This window comes from Desulfobacter sp., from assembly GCA_028768545.1.
GTDB lineage: Bacteria > Desulfobacterota > Desulfobacteria > Desulfobacterales > Desulfobacteraceae > Desulfobacter.
Window position 1 is genome coordinate 136,936 of sequence record CP054838.1, and the last position, 23,928, is coordinate 160,863.

The 23,928-nt window shown below is 48.3% G+C and carries 23 protein-coding genes and 1 pseudogene; 13 read left to right on the forward strand and 11 right to left on the reverse strand.

Annotated elements, in window-relative coordinates; all coding sequences use genetic code 11:
- Window positions 1-25 precede the first annotated feature (25 nt).
- Complete coding sequence (rsxC, locus tag HUN05_00690; protein WDP83866.1) at window positions 26-1,390, reverse strand: electron transport complex subunit RsxC; 1,365 nt, start codon at window positions 1,388-1,390, stop codon at window positions 26-28.
- Between the two features lie 46 nt (window positions 1,391-1,436).
- Entirely contained in the window at window positions 1,437-2,333 is an 897-nt protein-coding gene (locus HUN05_00695; GenBank protein ID WDP83867.1) for a universal stress protein, read from the reverse strand.
- A gap of 232 nt (window positions 2,334-2,565) precedes the next feature.
- Between HUN05_00695 and HUN05_00700 the strand changes: the two genes are divergently transcribed.
- Window positions 2,566-2,997, forward strand: coding sequence for an FprA family A-type flavoprotein (locus HUN05_00700; GenBank protein ID WDP83868.1), 432 nt, complete (start codon window positions 2,566-2,568; stop codon window positions 2,995-2,997).
- Between the two features lie 18 nt (window positions 2,998-3,015).
- Here HUN05_00700 and HUN05_00705 read toward each other — a convergent pair whose 3' ends face one another.
- Window positions 3,016-3,816 (reverse strand): aldehyde dehydrogenase family protein, encoded by an 801-nt coding sequence (locus HUN05_00705; GenBank protein WDP83869.1) that lies wholly within the window; start codon window positions 3,814-3,816, stop codon window positions 3,016-3,018.
- Window positions 3,813-4,106, reverse strand: coding sequence for a hypothetical protein (locus HUN05_00710; protein WDP83870.1), 294 nt, complete (start codon window positions 4,104-4,106; stop codon window positions 3,813-3,815). Before HUN05_00710 ends, HUN05_00705 begins: the two co-directional genes overlap by 4 nt.
- Before the next feature lie 302 nt (window positions 4,107-4,408).
- Between HUN05_00710 and yqeC the strand changes: the two genes are divergently transcribed.
- The 3 genes from yqeC to HUN05_00725 all read left to right on the forward strand — a co-directional run bounded on the left by yqeC (window position 4,409) and on the right by HUN05_00725 (window position 7,263).
- Window positions 4,409-5,203, forward strand: a complete 795-nt coding sequence (gene yqeC, locus HUN05_00715; protein WDP83871.1) for a putative selenium-dependent hydroxylase accessory protein YqeC — start codon at window positions 4,409-4,411, stop codon at window positions 5,201-5,203.
- A 134-nt stretch (window positions 5,204-5,337) separates the two neighbouring features.
- Entirely contained in the window at window positions 5,338-5,874 is a 537-nt protein-coding gene (locus HUN05_00720) for a CBS domain-containing protein (GenBank protein WDP83872.1), read from the forward strand.
- A 399-nt stretch (window positions 5,875-6,273) separates the two neighbouring features.
- On the forward strand, window positions 6,274-7,263 hold the full coding sequence (locus tag HUN05_00725) for an extracellular solute-binding protein (GenBank protein WDP83873.1): 990 nt from the start codon (window positions 6,274-6,276) through the stop codon (window positions 7,261-7,263).
- A 114-nt stretch (window positions 7,264-7,377) separates the two neighbouring features.
- Here HUN05_00725 and HUN05_00730 read toward each other — a convergent pair whose 3' ends face one another.
- On the reverse strand, window positions 7,378-8,538 hold the full coding sequence (locus tag HUN05_00730) for a hypothetical protein (GenBank protein ID WDP83874.1): 1,161 nt from the start codon (window positions 8,536-8,538) through the stop codon (window positions 7,378-7,380).
- Between the two features lie 56 nt (window positions 8,539-8,594).
- Window positions 8,595-8,777: a hypothetical protein gene (locus tag HUN05_00735; protein WDP83875.1), complete on the reverse strand. Its 183-nt coding sequence runs from the start codon at window positions 8,775-8,777 to the stop codon at window positions 8,595-8,597.
- A gap of 7 nt (window positions 8,778-8,784) precedes the next feature.
- On the opposite strand from HUN05_00735, the gene HUN05_00740 reads away from it, so the two are divergent.
- Genes HUN05_00740 through HUN05_00755 form a run of 4 tightly spaced genes read left to right on the forward strand, consistent with a single transcriptional unit; the run spans window position 8,785 to window position 11,971 of the window.
- Entirely contained in the window at window positions 8,785-9,963 is a 1,179-nt protein-coding gene (locus HUN05_00740; protein ID WDP87859.1) for an ABC transporter ATP-binding protein, read from the forward strand.
- On the forward strand, window positions 9,960-10,817 hold the full coding sequence (locus HUN05_00745) for an ABC transporter permease (protein ID WDP83876.1): 858 nt from the start codon (window positions 9,960-9,962) through the stop codon (window positions 10,815-10,817). The genes HUN05_00740 and HUN05_00745 overlap by 4 nt, the downstream gene beginning before the upstream one ends.
- A complete protein-coding gene (locus HUN05_00750) occupies window positions 10,814-11,665 on the forward strand; it encodes an ABC transporter permease (GenBank protein WDP83877.1) in 852 nt (283 codons plus the stop codon). The genes HUN05_00745 and HUN05_00750 overlap by 4 nt, the downstream gene beginning before the upstream one ends.
- A 30-nt stretch (window positions 11,666-11,695) precedes the next feature.
- Window positions 11,696-11,971 carry a hypothetical protein gene (locus tag HUN05_00755; GenBank protein WDP83878.1) on the forward strand — a complete coding sequence of 92 codons (276 nt, stop codon included), beginning with the start codon at window positions 11,696-11,698 and terminating at the stop codon, window positions 11,969-11,971.
- An 11-nt stretch (window positions 11,972-11,982) separates the two neighbouring features.
- On the opposite strand, the gene HUN05_00760 is transcribed toward HUN05_00755, so the two are convergent.
- Complete coding sequence (locus HUN05_00760) at window positions 11,983-12,198, reverse strand: hypothetical protein (protein WDP83879.1); 216 nt, start codon at window positions 12,196-12,198, stop codon at window positions 11,983-11,985.
- 104 nt (window positions 12,199-12,302) lie between these two features.
- On the opposite strand from HUN05_00760, the gene HUN05_00765 reads away from it, so the two are divergent.
- The 4 genes from HUN05_00765 (at window position 12,303) to HUN05_00780 (ending at window position 16,014) form a co-directional block, all read left to right on the forward strand.
- Window positions 12,303-12,485, forward strand: a complete 183-nt coding sequence (locus HUN05_00765) for a hypothetical protein (protein ID WDP83880.1) — start codon at window positions 12,303-12,305, stop codon at window positions 12,483-12,485.
- 56 nt (window positions 12,486-12,541) lie between these two features.
- On the forward strand, window positions 12,542-13,702 hold the full coding sequence (locus tag HUN05_00770) for a hypothetical protein (protein ID WDP83881.1): 1,161 nt from the start codon (window positions 12,542-12,544) through the stop codon (window positions 13,700-13,702).
- 215 nt (window positions 13,703-13,917) lie between these two features.
- Window positions 13,918-15,129 (forward strand): IS256 family transposase, encoded by a 1,212-nt coding sequence (locus HUN05_00775; protein WDP83882.1) that lies wholly within the window; start codon window positions 13,918-13,920, stop codon window positions 15,127-15,129.
- Window positions 15,130-15,306: 177 nt separating this feature from the next.
- Complete coding sequence (locus tag HUN05_00780) at window positions 15,307-16,014, forward strand: ISAs1 family transposase (protein WDP83883.1); 708 nt, start codon at window positions 15,307-15,309, stop codon at window positions 16,012-16,014.
- Between the two features lie 225 nt (window positions 16,015-16,239).
- Here HUN05_00780 and HUN05_00785 read toward each other — a convergent pair whose 3' ends face one another.
- Entirely contained in the window at window positions 16,240-17,451 is a 1,212-nt protein-coding gene (locus HUN05_00785; GenBank protein ID WDP83884.1) for an IS256 family transposase, read from the reverse strand.
- Between the two features lie 273 nt (window positions 17,452-17,724).
- On the opposite strand from HUN05_00785, the gene HUN05_00790 reads away from it, so the two are divergent.
- On the forward strand, window positions 17,725-20,022 hold the full coding sequence (locus HUN05_00790) for a response regulator (protein ID WDP83885.1): 2,298 nt from the start codon (window positions 17,725-17,727) through the stop codon (window positions 20,020-20,022).
- Window positions 20,023-20,181: 159 nt separating this feature from the next.
- Here the strand turns inward: HUN05_00790 and HUN05_00795 are convergent, their stop codons facing one another.
- From HUN05_00795 to HUN05_00805, 3 genes and pseudogenes are all read right to left on the reverse strand, one after another.
- A complete protein-coding gene (locus HUN05_00795) occupies window positions 20,182-21,345 on the reverse strand; it encodes an iron-containing alcohol dehydrogenase (protein ID WDP83886.1) in 1,164 nt (387 codons plus the stop codon).
- A gap of 42 nt (window positions 21,346-21,387) precedes the next feature.
- Window positions 21,388-22,757, reverse strand: a pseudogene (locus HUN05_00800) (glutamine synthetase).
- A gap of 129 nt (window positions 22,758-22,886) precedes the next feature.
- Window positions 22,887-23,678 (reverse strand): IclR family transcriptional regulator, encoded by a 792-nt coding sequence (locus HUN05_00805; GenBank protein WDP83887.1) that lies wholly within the window; start codon window positions 23,676-23,678, stop codon window positions 22,887-22,889.
- Window positions 23,679-23,928 lie beyond the last annotated feature (250 nt).

The window sequence follows — 23,928 nt, forward strand, 5'->3', positions numbered from 1 at the left end:
GACACGCATTAATTCCTTATTTTAACTATTTGGCGCCCGAGGCAACCAGTTTTTTCCCGGTCCGGATGAGCTGAACCAGATTAATCTTTGCAGGGCAGACATAGGTGCAGCAGCCGCATTCAAAACAGGCCTGGATATGATATTGCCTTGCAATGGAGGGGTTATTGTACCTTGCGGCCAGGGCAAGCCGTGTGGGCACCAGGTTCATGGGACAGGCATCCACACACCGTCCGCACCGGACACAGGCCGTCTCTTTTTCATTGGAGATCTCGTCATGGCTTAAGACCGTGATCCCCGAAGTCCCTTTGGTCACCGGGGTAGAAAAATTTGAAAAGGAAAATCCCATCATGGGACCGCCGGCCACCACCCTTGCCGCATCCTGTGTCAGGCCGCCGCAATAATCAATGACCTCGCCCATGGAAATACCAATGGGAACAAATAAATTTTTAGGATGTTTGATCCCCCGGCCCGACACTGAGATCACCCTGTGGGTCAGGGGGGATTCTTTGATCACGCCCCTGGCCACCGTGGCCATGGTGCCCACGTTGCTCATGGCAACCCCCACATCCGACGGCAGACCGCCCAGAGGAATTTCAAGGCCGATCACCGCTTTGATCAGCTGTTTTTCACTGCCCTGGGGATACTTGGTCTTGAGTACGGCAATTTTAATGACGGTCTGTTCCGTGGCCTCTTTAAGCTTTTTAACCGCATCGGGCTTGTTGTCTTCCACACAGATGACAATTTCCCTTGCAGACACGGCCCTCCCCGTTAACAGGGCGCCGGCCACGATGGCCCTCGGGGCCTCTTTCATGAGCCTGTAATCACAGGTGAGATAGGGTTCGCACTCGCACCCGTTGATCATGAGGGTATCGATCATCCTTGTATCATTGGGGGTCACCTTTACATGGGTGGGAAAAGCAGCACCGCCCAGCCCCACAATTCCCGAGTCATGAATGATCTTGACAATGGTAAAGGGGTCATAAATGGAAATACAGTCCCTGGGCCAGTCCTTGGATTTCATGTCCGCCCATATCTTATGGGGGGAGACCTGCTCTCCCTGGGTCTGGACGGACATGGCAGGAAGATGTCTGCCGTTGGGCAGGGTCACCATGATGGACTTTTTAATTTTCCCGGCCACAGGAGAATGAAGGGAGGCTGAAACAAAAGCCTCTCCCTTGCCGATCATCTCCCCGTACCTGACCATCTGCCCGGCTTTGACCACTGGTTTGCAGGGTACGCCTAAATGCTGAAGCAATGGCAGGGTCAAGGTATCTGGGGTTTCCATCACTTCAACCTTTGATTCTGCACTAAGGGACTTATTATCCGGCGGATGAACCCCGTGCCTGAAACTGCCTGTCCCTGGAAACCCTTTTAAACTCAACAACCCCATAACCCTTTTATCCTAAATTTTGTATGAATCCGTAAACGTCAAAAAACTATTGAACAATCCAGACCACATGATTGTCTGCATTTCGAAAAATTTTATTGCCCACCCGGTTGAACATCAGCCGTTTTAAGGGGGTCAGCCCCCGCCGGCCGACAACAATGGTGCCGTAATTACCGTATCTTGCCTTGTTAAGAATGCAATGGGTGGGATTTTTCTCATTTTGCATAATTTCAAAGGAAATCTGGTCACTGGAAAACCCGGCTTCCAGAAAATAATCCATGGACAGGTCAAACATCCGGGTTTCAGGTTTTTTTCCGCATCTTCCGATCAGCCTTTTCCTGTGCTGGGAATGACATAACAGCAGCTTGGATTCCCCGGTGGAAATCAGCTCGCTCATGGATTTAACCGCCTTGATGATTTCCCTTGTTCCGTCAAAGGCCACCAGAATATTTTTATGATCTGGATTTTTTCCCACAACAATTAGGGGGATGCTTTTTATTTTTCCCAAAAGCTTCATGGGCAGGGTATCCACAAGGAAATCCTTGATTCTGGAATGCCCCCTGCGCCCGATAACCAAAGCATCGTACCCCTGGTGGGACTCTTCCACAATATCCTGGACCATGCCCTGGCTTTTGATATGGATCTTGGTATGGACAGCCTCCTTGGGAAAACCTGAATCAGACAAAATCTGTTCTGCCTTTTCCATGGCAAGTTTGACTGTTTTTTTCCCCTGGGCCATGGAGGCCCGGATCTCCGGGGTCTGGAATCTGAAGTCATGCTCCCTTTCCATCCGCCAGAACGAACGGGGTATCTTGCTTTCCACATAAAAAATAACCACCTCGGCCCTGTCATGGGGAAAAACCTCTCCAATGTATCTCACCGAATCCAGGGCAAGGTCTGACCCGTCATATGCAAGCAGGATCTTCTTTTTTTTCAACTCTGTCATGAATGCATCTTCCTGTTTGGCCATGGCCTTTTAGTTCATCCAAATCATCCATTGCCCCAAGGTATTCAAATCTTTAGAGAATAATACCCGGCAAGGACAACACCTATCAAGTTCTCAATTATTTTTCAACGTCATTAATTAGCTTATGCTAAAAAAAATATTTAATTAATTGATTTTATCAGAGAAAACAATAAAAATCTGATAAAATTTCATAAAATATTAAGGAGGCCAAATGGGCAAGGTATTAATTGTATACGCGTCAAGGGCAAATGAAACAAAGGGAATCGCAGAATTGATTGCCGAAGGAATCCGCCTTTCAGGGCACGAGCCTGTTCTGAAACCGGCCTCAACGATCAAGACAGGAGAGGATCTCAAGGGATATGACGGGTATGCCTTAGGCTCGCCCACCTATCACGGAGAGATGATGACCTCCATGAAGCAGATCCTGTTTATGGCAGAACAGGCAGAGCTGGCAGGCAAACCCGGCGGTGCATTCGGTGCCTATGGGTGGACCGGGGAAGCCAACCTGAGGATATTTGATACCATGGCCCATATCCACAAGATGAAAATGGTGTCAGGTCCTTTAATGCTCAAGGCAAGCTGGGTTGAAGGGGGCATAGAATCCGCCCAGGAATATGGAAAAACCATTGCCGGGATGATCTGAACACCGTGCCTCTTTTTTTCAGGACAACCACTTGAACTTTTTAACGGCCGTGTAGATTCTTCGGATACCTGCCCCGTAGGGAGGCGTCAGGGCCAGGGGACGGGGACGCGCATTAATATATTCAATGACCTGGTCCATGGATGTATACCCCATCACAGGCAGCAGGGGCCCGAATATCTCCTCTTTCATGATTCTCATATCCTGGGTCACGGATCTGACAATGGTGGGAGAAATCTTTTTTAAAGGTTCATCTGTTTGAGGTCCGGGCAAAAGGTTGATGATATCGGCATTCTTGGCCCTGGCATCCTCCAGGGTGTCCACAAGGCGGCCATAGGCTCTCCGGTCAATAATATTGGTATAATCCCGGGTTTTCATAGTTGGATACCGCTTGGACACCACCTTTTTGGCGGTCTCGATAAACGCATCGATCTTGTCTTGGGGCACAAAAAGATAATCCGGGGCAATACAGGTCTGGCCGGAATTAATCAGCTTGCCGTACATGATCCGTTCCACGGCAGTCTTGATATCAAAATCCTCGGCCAAAATGGTGGGGGACTTGCCTCCCAGTTCCAGGGTCACCGGGGTCAGATGGGTTGAAGCGCCTTCCATAATGGTTTTTCCCACCTGGGGAGAGCCTGTAAAAATCAAATGGTCATAGGCAAGACAGGAAAACTCTTTCCCGGGTGTCCCGGGCAGGATGGCAATTTTTTCCATGGAAATTTTTTCAGAAAATTTTCTGGCCAACAGCCGGCAGAGATTCTGGGAATTGGCCGCCTGCTTGACCATGACCCGGTTTCCTGCGGCAATGGCAGCAGTCATGGGGCTGATGGCCAGAAACAGGGGATAATTCCATGGGTAACAATCCCCACCACCCCTTTTGACTGGGGAATGACCCTGTTTTTTCCCCCAAAAAAAACCATGGAGACATGACGCTTCTGGACTGACATCCATTTTTTCAAATGCTTGGCAGTATGGCGCAGCCCCATAAGGCTGGGGGTGATTTCCAAAATCTGGGTTTCCTGAACAGATCTGTTTCCAAAATCAGCACAAATGGCCTCACAGATCTGTTCATCGTTTTCCAGGAGAATGGTTTCAATGGTTTTGAGCAAATGGATGCGCTCCCCATAGGATAGAAGCGGCTGTTTCAGGCAGGCAACACGCTGCCGGTCAAATACCTCCCGTGCATCTCAACTGTACTTGGTTCTGTCATGATTTAAGTCCTTGTATGTGAAAACCCCATCTTTTTGATCTTTGACCCAATGGTTTATTAGCATTAAATAATAAAAATTACAGCTTTTTTTCTTCCCTCCCGGATTCAGGTTAAAATTTTTTTTCCATTGTTTTCCTGAACATGATATCCTTTTATTAAAAATCGCATCCTAAAAAACACCAAAGAAACAAAGGAGAGGTGATGACCCTTTATAATGCCCTGAACCTGAATCTGCCCCAGGTGATATCCGTTGTGGGCGCAGGAGGCAAAACCTCGTTTATCTTTACCCTGGCAAAAGCGGCGGCCAGCCAAAATGCCTCGGTTCTGGTCACCACCACCACAGCCATGTTCAACCCCGGCATGTTTGAAACCGACTGCCCCTCTTGTAAAAGATCCCAGCCCTTTGACAGGCTTTTTATCGGTTCGGGATCAGACCTGCTGGCCCAGGCAGCAGAGCCCGGCAAGATCCTGGTGGCCGGGGCCGACCAAAAACAGAAAGGTAAAAAACTTGCGGGATATTCATCCCCGGACCTGGCCCCGTTGGCTGCGGCCCGTTCCTTTGACCTGGTCCTCATCGAGGGGGACGGGGCAAGGATGAGGCCAATCAAGGCACCGGCCCCCCACGAACCTGTAATCCTGGAATCTACAGATATGGTGGTCGGATGCATCGGCCTGGACTGCATCAACCGGCCTTTGGACGATCCTTTTGTCCACCGCCCCGAACGCCTTGCCGAGTTATCCGGTCAGTCCGTTGGAGAAAAAATCACAGAACACACCCTTTTTTCCCTGGTCCGGTCCAGGTTTGGCCTGTTCAAATCGACCTCAAAAAATATGAAAAAAATTCTGGTTTTAAACAAGGCCGACACCGTGGAATCCCAAGACCAGGCAGTGGCAATGGGAAAACAGATCGTCAAAGGCGATATGGTCAACACCTGCCTTATGACCTGTTTGTCAGATTCAGATGATCCGTTAAAACATAGGATACCCGATCAATAAAAAAAGGTTTTGTCAATGGACCCTTGATTGATTTGCCCGTCATTGACAGGGTAAAACCGCTTCTTATCTTTTATGTTCAGCAGTTATTGTACGTTTTCATTATATCCGTCAAACCACTAACCCAAGGAGGCCGTATGAAAGAGATCAAAATCAAAGATGTGATGATTCCTTTGTCAAACTATGTGACCATCAAAGAGGAAAATACCCTCTATGATGTGTTTCAGATTCTTGAAAAAAACAGGACCTCCTCCCATGCCCACAGGGATGCGATTGTGATCGATGAAACCGGTGCGTTTAAAGGAAAAGTCACCATGATTGACATTTTCAAAGCCCTTGAACCCAACTATACCAAATTGTTTAAAAACTATAAGGACGGCACCCTGACCAAAGAGTATGTCCTCAATGCGGTCAAGGACTTAGGCCTCTGGGTCGAGCCCATGAAAACCCTTTGTGAAAGGGGCATGGACATCCGGGTCTCCGAGGTCATGCATGTGCCCAAGTCCTCTGAGTTCATCCAGGAAGAAGACTCGGTTGAAACCGCCCTCCATGAATATGTCATGGGGGTCCACCAGCCCCTGATGGTCAAAAATAATGAAAAGGTGACCGGGGTGCTCAGATTCGGAGACCTGTTTGAAATCATCAGGAAAAGGATGCTGGCCTGTCCGATTTAACCCCCTTTGGGCCATTTGCCCACCGGATATTTTAAGTTAGAATAAACACCCTAAATTTTAATCCACATTCCCACCCCAGGCCAAGGCCAGGGGGTGGGGATTTACCGCCCGGCCCAGGACGCAGGATCCGGGCGTTTAAAAAGACCGTCCTCATCAAATTTTAATCCATAATTTTCTTTACTCTGTTCAAAAAAAATGAAACTATAAAATCCTATGCTTGCTAAGGACGGCATCCCCCTGTGCTGCCGCAGGGACCCGCCCATTAATTTAAACTTAAATTAAATACAACGTCGTGCACTTAAAGCCTTAAGGAGAACAATCGTGAAAAAATTAATGATGGTATTATTGGCCATGGTTCTGGGATGCTGTTTTCTTTCAGCCTCGGTATGAGCATCAACATTGGAAATTTTAACCTGGAAAGGATATGCGCCAAAGGTTTTGGTTGAAAAATTTGAAGCACAGACAGGGATCAAGGTCAAGGTCACCTATACCAATAACGAAGAGATGATTGCCAAGCTTCGGGCCACTCGGGGCGCAGGATTTGACCTGGCACAGCCCAGTCAGGACAGGATTTCTTCTGTCCAGGAAAAATACAAAATCTACCAGGCCATGGACATGTCCAAAATCAACCAGGACCAGATCATCACCTCCATGCTGGATGCCGTGAAAAAAAACACCAAGGTCAAGGGTAAATCCCATGCCGTTCCCTTTTGCTGGGGCACCTCAGGTCTTGTGGTCAACAAAAAAATGGCCCCCAAGGCCATGGATTATTCAGACCTGATCAACCCTTTGTATTCAGGCCGGGTCAGCTACCGCCTCAAACGCCCCACCCTGATTGCCATGGCCTTTGCCATGCAGGACGATCCCTTTGCCAAATACAATGATACACCGGCCTATAAAGCCCTCATGGACAAGGTGGGACAGGCATTGATCGACAACAAAAACATGGTAAAAAATTATTGGGCCAATGGGGATGCCCTGCTCCAGTCCATGCGCTCCAATGAGGTCTATGTGGCCATGGCCTGGGACAATGGGGGGTGGAAACTCCACGAGGAAAACCCGGACATTGATTTTGTCGCACCCCAAAGCGGAGCTCTAGGCTGGATCGACACCTTTGCCATCCCGGCCAAGGCCAAAAATGTGGACGGCGCCTACAAATGGATCAATTTCATGCTCAACCCTGAAAACGCCGCGGTTTTCACCAACCTGGAAAAATACGGCACAGCCTCAAGGGGCGCCATCAAACTCACCGATGAAAAGGTCAGAAACAACTTTGAAAGAAGTTTTTCAGATGCTGCCATCAACAATATTAAATGGTATCCCCCGGTTCCGGCCAAGCTTGAATCCATTGAGGGGATGGTATTGGACAAGGTAAAAGCTGCCAAATAACCCCAGAATTCAACACTGCTGTCCGGCATTGAAATTTCACTGCCGGACAGCGCCCCCATATAAATGCAGGACCCCGTATGCAAATCGATCTTGGGCGCATTCCCATTTTCCCGGTTATACCGCTGGCACTGGATTGTGCATGTTTGCCATCTGCTTCAGGCAGTTCCAACGCCCTGCTTTATAAAATGATCGCAGCATAATCATTTTTTCTGCATTCTCCCGATACCAAAAGATGCATGGACCTTTAAGACGTAAATTCACGACTCTCCGAATCGAACTTTCAATAGCACCGCTGCCAATAGGTAAGTTCAACGCTTTTACAGTTGAGAAATTAAGCCTCAGTTCATTGCGCACAAAATAATCCCGTTCCGTCTTGATAGCCTTACTGTTTCTGCCTCTACAAAGCTTCTGGACGGCCTGTACCACCTCAATCGCCTTTCCCTTCAGCAGAAGACCTCGCTGCTTCAATACCCAGCGTTTGCGTTCCTTGGATGACCAGGTCTTCCTTAAGCCTGCTACTGTACCCAGATGCTCAACTGCATGGTAGAAATCGAGAAGTTCATACACACGCTCAGGAGCCAAACCCAATGCTTTTAGCAGTCCGGGGATTCGATTCCAAATCCAATGTGCCCCATCTGCAACAAACAGTATTTTGTCTGAGTTCTGAATATGAAGGGAGTTCAAATAACCCTTTAACAAGTGGAATACACCATCCGGTCCATTGAAACAGCCATCAATAAATGGTGAAAAGCTTTTTTCTTGTTTTCCATGGGCGTCCACTACATAAATGATCAAAAGCTTGGGTTCTCGCCATGCCCCACGAAATCGGGTTCTATCCTTTTGGGTTTTTGGTCCCCTTTTCTTCTCTCTGAGCCGAGTGCGGCCACCATCAGTGCTGATAACGACTCGCCGCCCTTCAAGTAAATCTCCATCATTTAATGGGATTCGGCCCGCTTGTTGTTCGGCTCGAGCCCGCTCTGCGTACCGATAGGTCAGTTTGCGGATGACCTTTATACCCAACGTCATCCCACGGTCACAAAGCACTTGACGGACTTCTTCAAAAGAACTTAATAAGGCTGACCAAGAACTCACCATAGAAGCCAAAGCAGGCGAGCAGCGATCATGGATTCCAAGAAGGATTAAACCAGCGTATGCACCTTTATATCTTTTTCCTTTTCGGCGGTCACAGGACCTTCGATAGTATCGAACATGAATATCAACCGAACTATCTGTACAAAGCTGAATCCAAACGGTCTCAAGCCCTTCGCTTTTCATCCGTCCCGGCCAATTGGACATCAATTCTTTTTCTTGGTCGACCTGTTCAGAGGAATCTACTGAGGCCTGGATCTTTTTTTTAAAAAAAAGGCGCTTATCCGATTTGTATACTCAAGGATTTCCTGCTCCATCTGTTCTAATTCGTTAGCGTTACGAACCAAGCGATTTGGATCTTCTTCCAGTTCTTTGAGGCATGCAAGGACTTCATCAACAGTATTACAATCTTCAGCTTTCTTCATTAGCACAATCCATTTATGTTCATTTCAGCGTAACAGAGGATATCATTCTTTTTGCTCTAAAAGACAGGCCTTTTTAAAACCGGGAAAATGGGAATGCGCCCTCGATCTTTGTGTTCAAAATGTTGTTAAAAAGTTCAACGAATTCACTGCCGTGGACCAGGTCTCATTTGAGGTGGAAAATGGAAAATTCTTTTCCATCCTCGGCCCTTCGGGCTGCGGAAAAACCACGCTGCTGAGAATGATCTCCGGTTTTTTTGAACCCAGTTCCGGCACCATTGCCATCAACGGCAAAAACATGGCCGGCATTCCCCCCAATCTGCGGCCGGTCAACCTGATCTTCCAGAACCTGGCCCTCTTCCCCATGATGGATGTGGGGGATAATATTGGATTCGGCCTTGAACGGCAAAAAGAAAAAAAAGCCGTCATCCGAAAAAAAACAGCAGCCATCCTTGAACGGGTGGGGCTGCCCGGGTTTGAACGAAAACGGGTGGACCAGCTCTCCGGCGGCCAGAAACAGCGGGTGGCCATTGCCAGAAGCCTGGTCATGGAGCCTGCGGTTCTCCTGCTGGACGAACCCCTGGGCGCCCTGGACCTGAAACTCAGAGAACAGATGAAAATCGAGCTGAAAACCCTCCAGACCCAGGTGGGCACCACCTTTGTCTATATCACCCATGACCAGTCAGAAGCCCTGGTCATGTCCGACCATGTGGCCGTGATGAACCAGGGAAGATTTGAGCAGGTAGACACCCCGAAAAATCTTTATATCAGCCCGCGCACCCCGTTTGTGGCCAAATTTGTGGGGGAGAACAACCAGTGGGAGGCAAAGATTTGTGCCGTCAACGGGCAAATGGCCACCATCGCTACCCCCGAAGGTCATGAATTCAAAATCCCCGTGGCAGGCAACCTTAGCTCAAGGGATCAAATCGATCTGTTTTTAAGGCCCGAGGCCATTGTTCTGCAGCCCCCGTCCGGCCTGACCGGGTTGAACCGGTTCAAGGTCAAGGTCTCCTCCGTACTCTTTGACGGGGCAAATTCAAGGCTGCTGGCCTGCCTGCCCGAGTCTGACCGAAAAATCCAGGTCTCTTTGCCCCAAACCCGGCAGTTTGATCACATCAGGGCCAGAGACACCATTACCGCGGGCTGGGACCCAGAGTCGGCCATGGTCTTTCCTGTGGAGGCAAAATGAAAAAAAGCATCCGCTGGGGGCTTGTGATCTTTATCACCCCCGTGCTTCTCTGGCTGTTTTTACTCATCGTCCTGCCCCAGGTGGATATGTTCATCATGGCCATCCGGGGGGAAAACGAACTGAGGGAAGTGGGATTCACCCTGTCCAACTTCGGGCTGTTTTTCAGTGAACCCATTTATTGGCAAACCTTTGCAAGGACAGCGGTTTTTGCCGTGATGGTCACGGCCTTAACCTTTATCATCACCATGCCCGTGGCCTTTTTCATCACCAAGGTGGTCTCAACCCGGTTCCAGGGATTTTTATCCCTGCTCATTCTCATGCCCTTTTGGGTGAGTGAACTGGTCCGGGTATACGGGTGGATGATCCTTTTAAGGGAAAGCGGGGTGATCAACCATTTTCTGGTAGGACTTGGAATATTGGACCGGCCCGTGGAATTTTTATACAATGACATCACCATGGTCATGGGCCTGGTTTACACCTCCATGCTCTTCATGCTGGTACCCCTGCTTTCGGTGCTGGACAGCCTGGACAACTCTCTTATCGAAGCGGCCTATGACCTGGGAGCCAATGTCTGGACCGTGTTCACACGGATCATCATCCCCCATTGCATGCCCGGCATTGTCTCGGGCTCCATTGTGGTGTTCATGCTCACTCTGGGCAATTACCTCACCCCCAACCTCATGGGGGGAAAAAACAGCCTCTGGTTTACCGAACAGATTTACAACCAGTTTATTGCCTCGTTTAACTGGAACCAGGGATCGGCATTTGGCTTTTTGCTGCTCATCCTTTCATCGGCCATTATCTGGGCAGGGCTCAAGCTGACCGGCCAGCGTCTTGGAAAGGTGGTCCAATGATCAGAAATGTTCCCCAGACCCGCACCTATTTTTTCGGGTTCAGGCTTTACATGGTGGTCTACTTTATTTTCCTCTTTGCCCCTTTGGCGGTCACCTGTGTCCTGGCCTTTAACGATTCCATGTTTCCCTCCCTGCCCTGGAAGGGATTTTCCCTGGAATGGTTTTTCGGCCACACCTTGGAGCGGACCGGTATTTTCCATGATCAGATCAATCTGACCTCCATCTGGGTCAGTTTCAAAACCGCGTTCTTCGTCTCGATCCTGTCCACAATCGTGGGCACCATGGCCGCGTTTTTATTTGAGCAGGAAGACTTTCCCTTTAAGGGGGCGCTTTTTTTTCTCATGATCGCTCCCCTGGTCATTCCCGGAGTGATCCTGGGTATTTCCATTTTATTGTTCTCCAACACCCTGGGCCTGTTCTTTGAAACCCAGTTCAACCTGGATTTTGGATTATTCCGACCGGGATTCTGGCTGGTGGTGCTGGGCCAGTTTTCTTTTATCACCACCATTGTCACCCTGGTGATTTCAGCACGGCTTAAAAAATTTGACCCCACCATAGAAGAGGCGGCCATGAACCTTGGGGCCACAAGGTTTGAAACCATTTTTCATATTACCTTAAAATTCTTAAGGCCGGCCATCATCGGTGCCTTGGCAGTCTCTTTTCTCATATCCTTTGAAAATTTCAACACCACCTTGTTTTTGGTGGGATCAGAGGCCACCTTGCCCATTAACCTTTATCTCCAGGTCAGGGACGGCAGCACACCCGTGATCAATGCCATCTCGTTTCTCATAATTTTCGGCACCTCAATCCTGGCCCTGGTCAACCTGTACTTCACGAAAAAAGAATAAAAACCCATGGGCGTCTAAGGAGGGTAAATTATGGACCCGAAGATTCAAAACATCATAGATTCAGTCCTGGACAAGATTATGGATTCCCAGTCCGGCATGAGTGTTTTATCCCTGGGCCTGGTCCAGAAGGTCCGTTACAATGAAACAGAAAAAAAGCTGATTGTTTTTCTCAACCCCATGGGCAAATCCAAAACCTGCTGCTCGGCCCTGAACATGACCATACTGGCAGATCTTGAAAAAAAAATGGAATCAGACTTTGCCAGGGCCTTTCCCGGATTTGCCATCAGCTTTGCCAATGCCCAATAGAACTGACTGGCCTATTGCTTTACCAGCCTCAACACATGGGTGGTTTGCAATTTTTCCCACATGGCGTGGATAATGGCCATAGCCGGATCATCATCTTCCCTGCCGGTATTTTCCAGCGTTTTAATGCATTCGTTCAATAACAGCTCATTGCCGCTCCACAACCGAAAATCCCGGGTAATTTGAAGCCCGACAACCTGATTGACCCAATATAACTCCTGGGCTGTCATGGAGGGCGCATTCCCATTTTCCCGGTTTTAAAAAGGCCTGTCTTTTAGAGCAAAAAGAATGATATCCTCTGTTACGCTGAAATGAACATAAATGGATTGTGCTAATGAAGAAAGCTGAAGATTGTAATACTGTTGATGAAGTCCTTGCATGCCTCAAAGAACTGGAAGAAGATCCAAATCGCTTGGTTCGTAACGCTAACGAATTAGAACAGATGGAGCAGGAAATCCTTGAGTATACAAATCGGATAAGCGCCTTTTTTTTAAAAAAAAGATCCAGGCCTCAGTAGATTCCTCTGAACAGGTCGACCAAGAAAAAGAATTGATGTCCAATTGGCCGGGACGGATGAAAAGCGAAGGGCTTGAGACCGTTTGGATTCAGCTTTGTACAGATAGTTCGGTTGATATTCATGTTCGATACTATCGAAGGTCCTGTGACCGCCGAAAAGGAAAAAGATATAAAGGTGCATACGCTGGCTTAATCCTTCTTGGAATCCATGATCGCTGCTCGCCTGCTTTGGCTTCTATGGTGAGTTCTTGGTCAGCCTTATTAAGTTCTTTTGAAGAAGTCCGTCAAGTGCTTTGTGACCGTGGGATGACGTTGGGTATAAAGGTCATCCGTAAACTGACCTATCGGTACGCAGAGCGGGCTCGAGCCGAACAACAAGCGGGCCGAATCCCATTAAATGATAGAGATTTACTTGAAGGGCGGCGAGTCGTTATCAGCACTGATGGTGGCCGCACTCGGCTCAGAGAGAAGAAAAGGGGACCAAAAACCCAAAAGGATAGAACCCGATTTCGTGGGGCATGGCGAGAACCCAAGCTTTTGATCATTTATGTAGTGGACGCCCATGGAAAACAAGAAAAAAGCTTTTCACCATTTATTGATGGCTGTTTCAATGGACCGGATGGTGTATTCCACTTGTTAAAGGGTTATTTGAACTCCCTTCATATTCAGAACTCAGACAAAATACTGTTTGTTGCAGATGGGGCACATTGGATTTGGAATCGAATCCCCGGACTGCTAAAAGCATTGGGTTTGGCTCCTGAGCGTGTGTATGAACTTCTCGATTTCTACCATGCAGTTGAGCATCTGGGTACAGTAGCAGGCTTAAGGAAGACCTGGTCATCCAAGGAACGCAAACGCTGGGTATCGAAGCAGCGAGGTCTTCTGCTGAAGGGAAAGGCGATTGAGGTGGTACAGGCCGTCCAGAAGCTTTGTAGAGGCAGAAACAGTAAGGCTATCAAGACGGAACGGGATTATTTTGTGCGCAATGAACTGAGGCTTAATTTCTCAACTGTAAAAGCGTTGAACTTACCTATTGGCAGCGGTGCTATTGAAAGTTCGATTCGGAGAGTCGTGAATTTACGTCTTAAAGGTCCATGCATCTTTTGGTATCGGGAGAATGCAGAAAAAATGATTATGCTGCGATCATTTTATAAAGCAGGGCGTTGGAACTGCCTGAAGCAGATGGCAAACATGCACAATCCAGTGCCAGCGGTATAACCGGGAAAATGGGAATGCGCCCGTTGCAAAGATGACCAAAGGTCAAGTCATTGCAATCGACGGCAAAACTCTAAGGCGTTCACACGATACCTCCAATGATAAGAAAGCCATTCATATGATCAGTTCGTGGGCTTCGTCTAATAAAGTGAGGGCGTTCAAAATTCTGTGTCAGTTGAATCAAAGCTGATATACTCAGCTAAATAAGGAGAACTGACATGACCGAAGACAACACCGAATTTGATTTTCAAAAAGCTCTTAAAGGTATTCAGGAAGGTAAACCCTTCACAGGTAAGGGCGGCGTCCTTACATCATTAATCAAAAATCTTGCGGAAGCTGCTCTTGAAGGAGAGTTGGAGTCCCATCTCGGACAGGAAATTTCTGCCAACCGCCGTAATGGAAAAAGCAGAAAGACCATTAAGTCCCTGGATGGTAAATTTGAGCTAAAAACCCCGCGTGATCGGAACGGAACCTTCTCTCCACAAATCGTCAAAAAACACCAAACAACGCTCAGCGATGAAATTGAAAGAAAGATAATAGCCCTTTACGGCCTGGGCATGAGCTATAATGACATGGCTGCCCATTTACAGGAAATCTATGGACTTGAGATTTCAAATGCCACCCTTAGCGCTATTACCGATAAAATTATTCATACCGTTAAAGAATGGCAGGCCAGGCCGTTGGAAAATGTGTACCCAATCGTATGGCTTGATGCCATACATTATAAAGTACGAGAAAACGGAAAGGTCGGCAGCAAAGCCGTTTACACAATTCTTGGGGTGAATATCGAGGGCCGCAAAGAGGTTCTTGGGCTGTACATATCCGAGAATGAGGGTGCGAACTTCTGGCTGCAGGTGTTAACAGACCTTTCAAACCGAGGGGTAAAAGATATCCTGATTGCCTGTGTTGATGGTCTGAAAGGTTTTCCCGAGGCCATTGAGACCATATTCCCGGACACAGAAGTTCAACTCTGCGTAGTCCACCAGATCCGAAATTCATTGAAATACGTTGGTTCCAAAAATAAAAAGGAATTTATGGCAGATCTAAAACGTGTTTATAAAGCGGTTAATAAGGATCTGGCCGAAGAAGAACTGGATATCTTGGAAAATAAATGGAATGACAAATACCCGATTGTGATAAAATCCTGGCGGAACAACTGGGAACCCCTCAGTCATTTCTTTAAATATCCAGAAGAGATTCGACGGATAATATACACCACAAATACCATTGAGGCTGTGCATCGACAGTTTCGAAAACTGACCAAAACAAAGGGATCATTCCCGAACCAGGACAGCCTGTTAAAGCTGCTTTACATGGGGATCCAGAACGCCAGTAAGAAATGGACAATGCCGGTTCAAAACTGGTCACTGACAATTTCCCAGTTGGCAATTTTCTTTGAAGGCCGGCTGGATAAAGAGCTGGGAATTTGATAGGGATTTATTTACAGATGGAAAAGATGGTTCCAGGAACTCCGCTCCAGCAAAAGCCAACTCCTCCGACGTGGCAGATTGAAGGCCCATTCTCGGACCTGGCTTTTACTTCCGCTGGCGCCGAGACAGATCCGGGAACCGAAACCGTGACACAGAATTCTGAACATTCCCAATAAAGTGGTTTTAGGGCAATTAAAAACCGAAGAAAAATCAAATGAAATTACGGCCATTCCAAATCTTTTAAAACTTTTAGATATCTCGGGCTGCATTATAACCATTGATGCCATGGGCACTCAAAAGAAAATCGCTGAAACCATAATAAACAAAGGGTGTGACTATGTCCTTGCCCTGAAAGAAAATCATAAAACCTTGCATGATGAAGCGGTACTTTTTTTCAATAAAATGGAAGAAATGAAAAATCAGGGGTACCAGTTTAATGAACAGACCAGTGTTGACGGAGGGCACGGTCGAGTCGAAACGCGCAGGGCTGTGATAACCTCTGATATTGATTGGTTTGAAGATAAAAAAAGTTGGAAAGGTTTGAAAAGTATTGGAATGATTGAATCCACCCGGGAAATGGACGGCCAGATCAGTCATGAAAAGCGATATTATATATCGAGCCTGGATAGCGACCCCAATATTTTTGGTAATGCTGTCAGGAGGCATTGGGGAATTGAAAATTCAGTGCATTGGGTATTGGATATTGCGTTCCGTGAAGACGAAAGCAGAGTCAGAAAGGGGAACTCTCCTGAGAATTTTGCAGCGATTCGGCACATTGCATTAAATTTATTACGGAACAATAAGACATTTAAAGGGAGTGTAAAAACCAAAAGGTTGAATGCTGCTATGGATATCAAATATCTGGAGGAAGTTATGTTTGGATGATACTTGAACCAATCAAAACTATAGGCACTTTACAATATTTACATGCGTGAGCCCGGGAATGTTCAGAATTCTGTGTCACGGTTTCGGTTCCTGGATCTGCCTCAGCGCCAGCGGAAGTAAAAGTCAGGTCCGAGAATGGGCCTTCAATCAGCCACGTCGGAGGAGTTGACTTTTGCTGGAGTGGAGTTCCTGGAACCATCTTTTCCATCTGTAAATAAATCCCTATCAAATTCCCAGCTCTTTATCCAGCCGGCCTTCAAAGAAAATTGCCAACTGGGAAATTGTCAGTGACCAATTTTGAATCGGCATTGTCCATTTCTTACTGGCGTTCTGGATCCCCATGTAAAGCAGCTTTAACAGGCTGTCCTGGTTCGGGAATGATCCCTTTGTTTTGGTCAGTTTTCGAAACTGTCGATGCACAGCCTCAATGGTATTTGTGGTGTATATTATCCGTCGAATCTCTTCTGGATATTTAAAGAAATGACTGAGGGGTTCCCAGTTGTTCCGCCAGGATTTTATCACAATCGGGTATTTGTCATTCCATTTATTTTCCAAGATATCCAGTTCTTCTTCGGCCAGATCCTTATTGACCGCTTTATAAACACGTTTTAGATCTGCCATAAATTCCTTTTTATTTTTGGAACCAACGTATTTCAATGAATTTCGGATCTGGTGGACTACGCAGAGTTGAACTTCTGTGTCCGGGAATATGGTCTCAATGGCCTCGGGAAAACCTTTTAGACCATCAACACAGGCAATCAGGATATCTTTTACCCCTCGGTTTGAAAGGTCTGTTAACACCTGCAGCCAGAAGTTCGCACCCTCATTCTCGGATATGTACAGCCCAAGAACCTCTTTGCGGCCCTCGATATTCACCCCAAGAATTGTGTAAACGGCTTTGCTGCCGACCTTTCCGTTTTCTCGTACTTTATAATGTATGGCATCAAGCCATACGATTGGGTACACATTTTCCAACGGCCTGGCCTGCCATTCTTTGACGGTATGGATGATTTTATCGGTAATGGTGCTCAGAGTGGCATTTGAAATCTCAAGTCCATAGATTTCCTGTAAATGGGAAGCCATATCATTATAACTCATGCCCAGGCCGTAAAGGGCTATTATCTTTCTTTCAATTTCATCGCTGAGCGTTGTCTGATGTTTTTTGACGATCTGTGGAGAGAAGGTTCCGGCCCTGTCACGCGGGGTTTTTAGCTCAAATTTACCATCCAGGGATTTAATGGTCTTTTTGCTTTTTCCATTACGGCGGTTGGCAGAAACTTCCTGCCCGAGATGGGACTCCAACTCTCCTTCAAGAGCAGCTTCAGCAAGATTTTTGATTAATGATGTAAGGACGCCGCCCTTACCTGTGAAGGGTTTACCTTCCTGGATGCCTTTAAGGGCTTTTTGAAAATCAAATTCGGTGTTTTCTTCGGTCATGTCAGTTCTCCTTATTTAGCTGAGTATATCAGCTTTCATTCAACTGACACAGAATTTTGAACGCCCTTGTGAGCCCTGCAACCGGATTTGAGCGGCCTTGACTCAACCCATTCTATTTCATATACTTAATTTTCATTCATCCTTTTGTTCTGACATTTTCAATAATCTTACACTTTATTAGCAAACAAGGGGATTTTACCCAAAACAATTCATCCGGGCCACCGAAGCTAAGTATTAAATCCGTCACCTGACATTCAGGAATCAGGAGGCATTATGTTTGAAAACTATCCCGTCCAATTCCAGGTCAAACAAATTGCCGCATCCATAGGGGCAAAAATTAAAACCTGCCACCATACCCTGGAAGAATTAAGGCGGCTGAGCCTTATTCTCTTTACCCACACCAGGGCAGAGGATAAAGATATCCAGGACTGGTTTGAGTCTGAAAATTTCGGCATTGATGAACACGGCTTCTGGACCTCCCTGTCGCAACTCAAAGAGTTTAGAACAGGCCGGGCCCCTTCCCATGCCATCTCCTATTCCTGGCATCCGGACCAGGTTCAAAACCCTGACGCCTGTTTCCGAATGTACTGCCTGCGTCATATGGGGGTCCATCTCAAAGAGATCCTCACCCGGCTGCCCCATGCCGCCTGGATCTATTACCAGGATGTGACCAATACCTCTGTCCAATTTCCCTACATTGACCAGATCACCGCCATCACCCCTGATTTTGACTGGTCCGCCTACCATACCTATCAATCCGTGATACCGGAGAACAACCCGGAAAAAACCATTCAATGGACCTGTCCGAGCATGGATTATGCCGGAGAAGGGGTGATCATATCCGTGTCCATCCCGATTTTTTTGCCAAATCAATTCATCGGGCTCTGGAGCATTGACCTGCCCATGAAAACCCTTTACCAGGAGGCCCTCTTTGACATCTATGCCAAAGACCAGATTAATTTCATTGTCGATGCCAAGGGCGCTTTGGTGGCCCACCCCATGGCCAAGGCCGGAATCAGCAAAGAAAAAGGCAGTGTATACAAAAGCCATATCCATGACCTTGGCAAGGGGTTTGCCCGTGTGGATCCACAATCCCTGATGGATCAGGAATCAGGCCACTTCATGCTCTCCAGCCGGGAAAAAAATGATCTGGCCGTCTGGTTCCAGGCCATTCCAGGCATTCAATGGCTGCTTTTTGCCACCCTGCCCCGGCAGTCCATGGAAGATGCCGTCAACCTGCGCATTCGCCATGCCCTGGACCGGGTAAAGTCAGAAGATCTCTCCTACCGGATCAAGGATGGTTCAGATATTGACCAGGCAAGGCTGGTGGCAGACGGATTCAACCAGATGGTCTCTGCCCTGGAACTTCAGGAGCAAAACAGGAAACAGGCCCTAAAGGAAAAGAAAAAACTGGAAAAACAGCTCCACCATTCCCAGGGGATGGAAGCCATGGGCACCCTTGCCAGCGGAATTGCCCATGATTTTAACAATATACTCTTTCCCATTTTAGGGTATTCGGAATTGCTGTTCAACGATCTTCCCAAAGAGAGCCGTGAATTTCAAATGGTGGAGCATATCTACCAGGCGGCCCAAAGGGCCAGAGAACTGATCCGGCAAATCCTGACCTTCAGCCGCCAGGCGGAAATCAAAAACCAGGTCGTACACCTTGGAAGCCTTTTCAAAGAGGCATTGACCCTGCTCAGGGCATCCATTCCCAACAATGTTGAAATTCACAAGCATATCCGCCCGGACTGCCCCCCGGTATTCGGAGACCCCACCAAACTCCACCAGATCGTGATGAACCTGTGCACCAACGCCTTTCATGCCGTGGAAAAAAAAGGGGGAAAATTTGAAGTCACCATGGAGGCTGTGGACATCTCACAGGAATCCATTCCGGGTCTTGGGCACCTGGCAGAGGGAAAATATGTCAGGCTCACGGTATCGGACAACGGCCACGGCATGGATGAAAAGACCATGACCCATATTTTTGATCCTTATTTTTCCACCAAGGCCGAAAAAAAAGGCACCGGGCTCGGGCCTGCCGTGATCTACGGCATTGTCCATAAACTCAAAGGAGAAATCACGGTATACAGTGAAAAGGACAAGGGCTCCACCTTTCATGTATACCTGCCCGGGGCAGACCGCCTCGACCCGGCAGAAAAAAAGCCGACCCCTGCCATGAAAGGCGGAACCGAAAAAATTCTTCTGGTCGATGATGAAATCGGAATTGCAAAGATGGAAAAACAATCCCTGGAAAGATACGGATACCGGGTCACGGCCTTTACAGACAGCCAAAAAGCCCTGGACGCCTTTTTAAATGACCCCCAGGGGTTTGACCTGATCATCACCGATATGACCATGCCGAAAATCACAGGGGATATTCTTTCAGACCGGATCAAAACCCTTCGAAAGGATATGCCTATCATCCTGTGCACCGGATTCAGTGAAAAAATATCCTCTACCAATTATCAGGACACAAAAATTGATAGGTTCTTTATGAAGCCCATTTCAATCAACGATATCAACAGGGCCATCAGGGAGCTTGTGGACGGCCCTGATCCAACCGACTGAAAAGCCGGTTTTCACCTGTTTGGGGCAGGATCATTTCGGGATGATTCAATTTGCTTACCTATAACCTAAAAAAATTTGCAATCCCCGGGTCAGGTCAGCCGATACTCCCGAACCCTGCGGCTGTTGAACAGGCTGATATCCCAAGGCGGCACATTGGGCTTAAAAAGCCGTTTTGTACAGGGTCATCAGGTCCTCCCGGGTACAGGGCCTGGGGTTGGTCCGGTGACATCCGTCCAAAAATGCCTTGTCAGCCAATTCTTCCAATTGGTCCTCTTTGACCCCGACCTCGGAAAGGCGTTCGGGAATCCCGATTCTCCGGTTCAGACCGGCCACGGCCTCAATGGCCTTCTCAGCAGCCTGGTCCTTTGTCATATCAAAGGTATTGATCCCAAAGGCCCCGGCAACCCTGGCGTATTCATCCAGGCAGACTGCCTTGTTGTACTTCATCACCGGAACAATGCAGATGGCATTGGCCAGGCCGTGGGGCAGGTGGGAAACCGCAGACAGGGCGTGGGACAGGGAATGGGCCGCCCCAAGATCCTTCATAAAGGCCACCGCACCCATCATGGCAGCCAGCTGCATATAGCCCCGGGCCTCGACATTGGCCGGCGCTTTGACCGCCGTTTCAAGGTATTGGGCAATATACTCGATGCCCTTGAGGGCAATGGCATCGCACATGGGATGAAGATCCTTGACAGCGAGGGCTTCAACACAATGGGTAAAGGCGTCCATGCCGGTACCGGCTGTCAAACCAGGGGGCAGCCCCAGGGTGAGTTCGGGATCCAGCAGGGCCACACAAGGCCTGAGCAGCGGGCTGCAGACCAGAAATTTACGATTTTCCCTGACCGAGGTGATCACGGAACAGGATCCCACTTCAGAACCGGTTCCTGCGGTTGTGGGCACGGCAATACAGGGAGCTAAAGGCCCCTTGATCTTCTGGTTGCCGCCTGTGGCAATGTCATAATCATTGACCCTGCCCCCGTGGGCCGCCAGCACCTGGACCACCTTGGCGGCATCCAAAGCAGAGCCGCCTCCCAGGCCCACAAGCCCGTCACAGCCTTGGGCCTTGAACACGGCCACGGCCTTGTCAATGTCCGAATCCAGTGGATTGGGGTTGACCCCGGAAAAAACCGAATAGCTCATGCCCGCAGCCGTAAGAATTGATTCCACCCTGGGAAACACCTGGGTTTTAAGCATGCCCGGATCTGTGACCACCAAAGGATTTTCAAACCCTGAATCGTTTATATATTCTGGCAGGTTATCAATGGCGCCGGCCCCGAAATAAATGGTGTTGGGAAACGAAAACTGTGAAATTTTACTCATTTTTTCTTCCTGTATAATTGAATGGTAAACATGAATAAGGAACTAGATGATCTCAAAGTAGCGCTCCAGTTCCCAGTCTGTCACATGGCGTTGAAATTTCTTGCTCTCCCAGAGACGGGTGGCGGCATAATGATCCACAAACACATCCCCGAACAGGTCCCGGACAGCATCCGAAGCCTTGAGCCTCTGGGCCGCATCTGCCAGGGTGGGGGAAAATTGTAATTCTTCGGAAAATTGCCTGTCATAGGCATTGCCCTTTACAGGCGCCCCGGGTTCAATCTTGTTCTCAATCCCCCAGAGGCCCGAGCCTAAAGCTGCAGCCCCGGCAATATAGGGGTTGATATCAGCGGCCGTGACCCTGTATTCCACACGCTGGGAGGTCTTGGATCCGGGAATGGCCCTGATGGCGCAGGTCCTGTTGTCAATGCCCCAGGAGGCGTCCGTGAGGCCCAGAACCCGGGCACCATCCGTGAAAAACTGTTGATGGTGGGAGATGCCATAGAGAGCAGCTCGGGCATCAGGGCCTGCTGTCCCCCGATAAAATACCTCATGGTATCAGAGATGGTGTCGGGCTTGCGAGGATCATAGAACAGGGAATTGCCGTCCATGTCGGTCAAGGAAAGATGAAGATGACCGCTCTGGCCTGGATAATCCCCTGACCACTTGGCCATAAAGGTTGCCAGCCAATTCCATTTTTTGGCCAGAACCTTGATATAGGTTTTAAACAAGGCGCCCCGGTCAGCCGCTTCAACAATGTCCGCATAATAAATGGCCGCCTCGATCACGCCCGGACCTGTTTCCGTGTGCAGCCCTTCCAAGGGGAAATCCATGGTTTTGCAAAGATCAAGCAATTCTTCATAAAACTCATGGAACTCTGAATTTCGAAGCATGGAATATCCGAAAAACCCAGGGGAAAGATTTTTCATATCCCGATACCCTTTTTCCCGGATGGTATCCGCGGTTTCATTGAACATGAAAAATTCAAATTCGCAGGCCATGCTGGCCTTGAATCCTATATTTTCAGCCCGTTGGGCCACCCGTTTCAACGTGCCCCTGGGGCAGACCTGCTCAACCTGGCCTCCAAACTCGCCAATAAAGAGCAGGGTATTTTTTTCAAGGGGAAGTTCCCTGCAGGATTCAGGCACAATATTCACCGGCGCATCTGCATAGCCGGAATGCCAGCCGGTAATGGTCACCCCTTCGCCGTAGAGCTGATCATTGGCGTCCCAGCCCATGACAACATCACAGAACTCAAATCCGTGTTCCAAAACATGAAGGAATTTTGAGGCCTTCATGTACTTTCCCCTGAAAATACCGTCAATGTCAAAAACCCCGACCTTAACATAGTCAATCTCCCGTGCAAGAACCAGATCCCGGGCCTGTTCAGCGGTTTGAATCTTTAAAGTAGTCATTGCCCCCCTGTAAGGAAAATTCAGTTGATATTATACTCAAAGGTATTGCCGACACCAGGCCCACCCGAAAGCGATCCCTGGCCGGATGATCAGCCGTCCCTGAACCCGGGGACGGCCGAAGCCCTCCGCTTATCCGTAAATCGACTCCGGATATCCCAATTGCCTTGATATGGACTGGGCGGTTTTTTTGACCTCTCCATGTATACGGTCCTGATGTGTCTCAAAATAATCGGTTTTTCCCAAAATGGAAAAAGAGGCGACCACCTCTTTTCTATGGTTGTATATGGGGCCGCCAACGGCGGAGAGGCCTGTTTTTTCCTCCTGGCGGTTAAAGCTGATCCCCTCCTGCCTGACCTGGTCAAGTTCCCGGATAAATTCGGCCTTGTCCTTGATGGTAAATTCAGTGGGGCTGACAAAGGCATAATCATTGAGGATCTCTTCTCTGACCCCGGGGTCTGCAAAAACCAGAAGGATCTTGCCGTTGGCGGTATTGTGAAAGGGAACCACCGCGCCCACATCCGGATAGGAGATCACCACCGGGTCCGGATCTGCCTTGTACACCACCACGGCCTTTTCCGCCATGAACATGCAGACCGTCACCGATTTTGAAAATTTATAGCAGAGCCGTTCCGTCCACACGCTCACCGTGGACAAAACATCTGACTGCCGGGCATATTGGATGCCCAGGCGAAAAAACGCAGGGCCCAGGCGGTATTTAAACGTTTCAGGATTCTGCTCGAGCATCTGATGGTGGGCCAAGGTGTTGACCAGGCTGTAAATGGTGGGTTTGGGCAGGCCCAAAAGCCTTGCAAAATCCTTAATACCCAGTTCCTGGACATCTTCGAAAAACAAAAGCAGGGCCCTGGCAGACCGGTCAACAGACTGGATAATCCTGCCGTTCTTTTTGTTGTGTATCGTCATTTTAACCCATGATTCGGCATTCTTGGAATACCTGTTCTCCTCTTTGCTATGAATAACCGGCATGGCCGGAACATGATAAAGGCGTCCGGCCACAACATAAAAATACAACTTTAATAATTTAGGATCTTTTGGCCGCAGTTTTATTTAACGCCGACCCAAATTAAATACCATATCCCTTGCGGCCTTGCCAGGGGATATGATTTTTTCCCCGTCCTAAAAAAAATTACACACCGGTTAGATATCCTGCCCG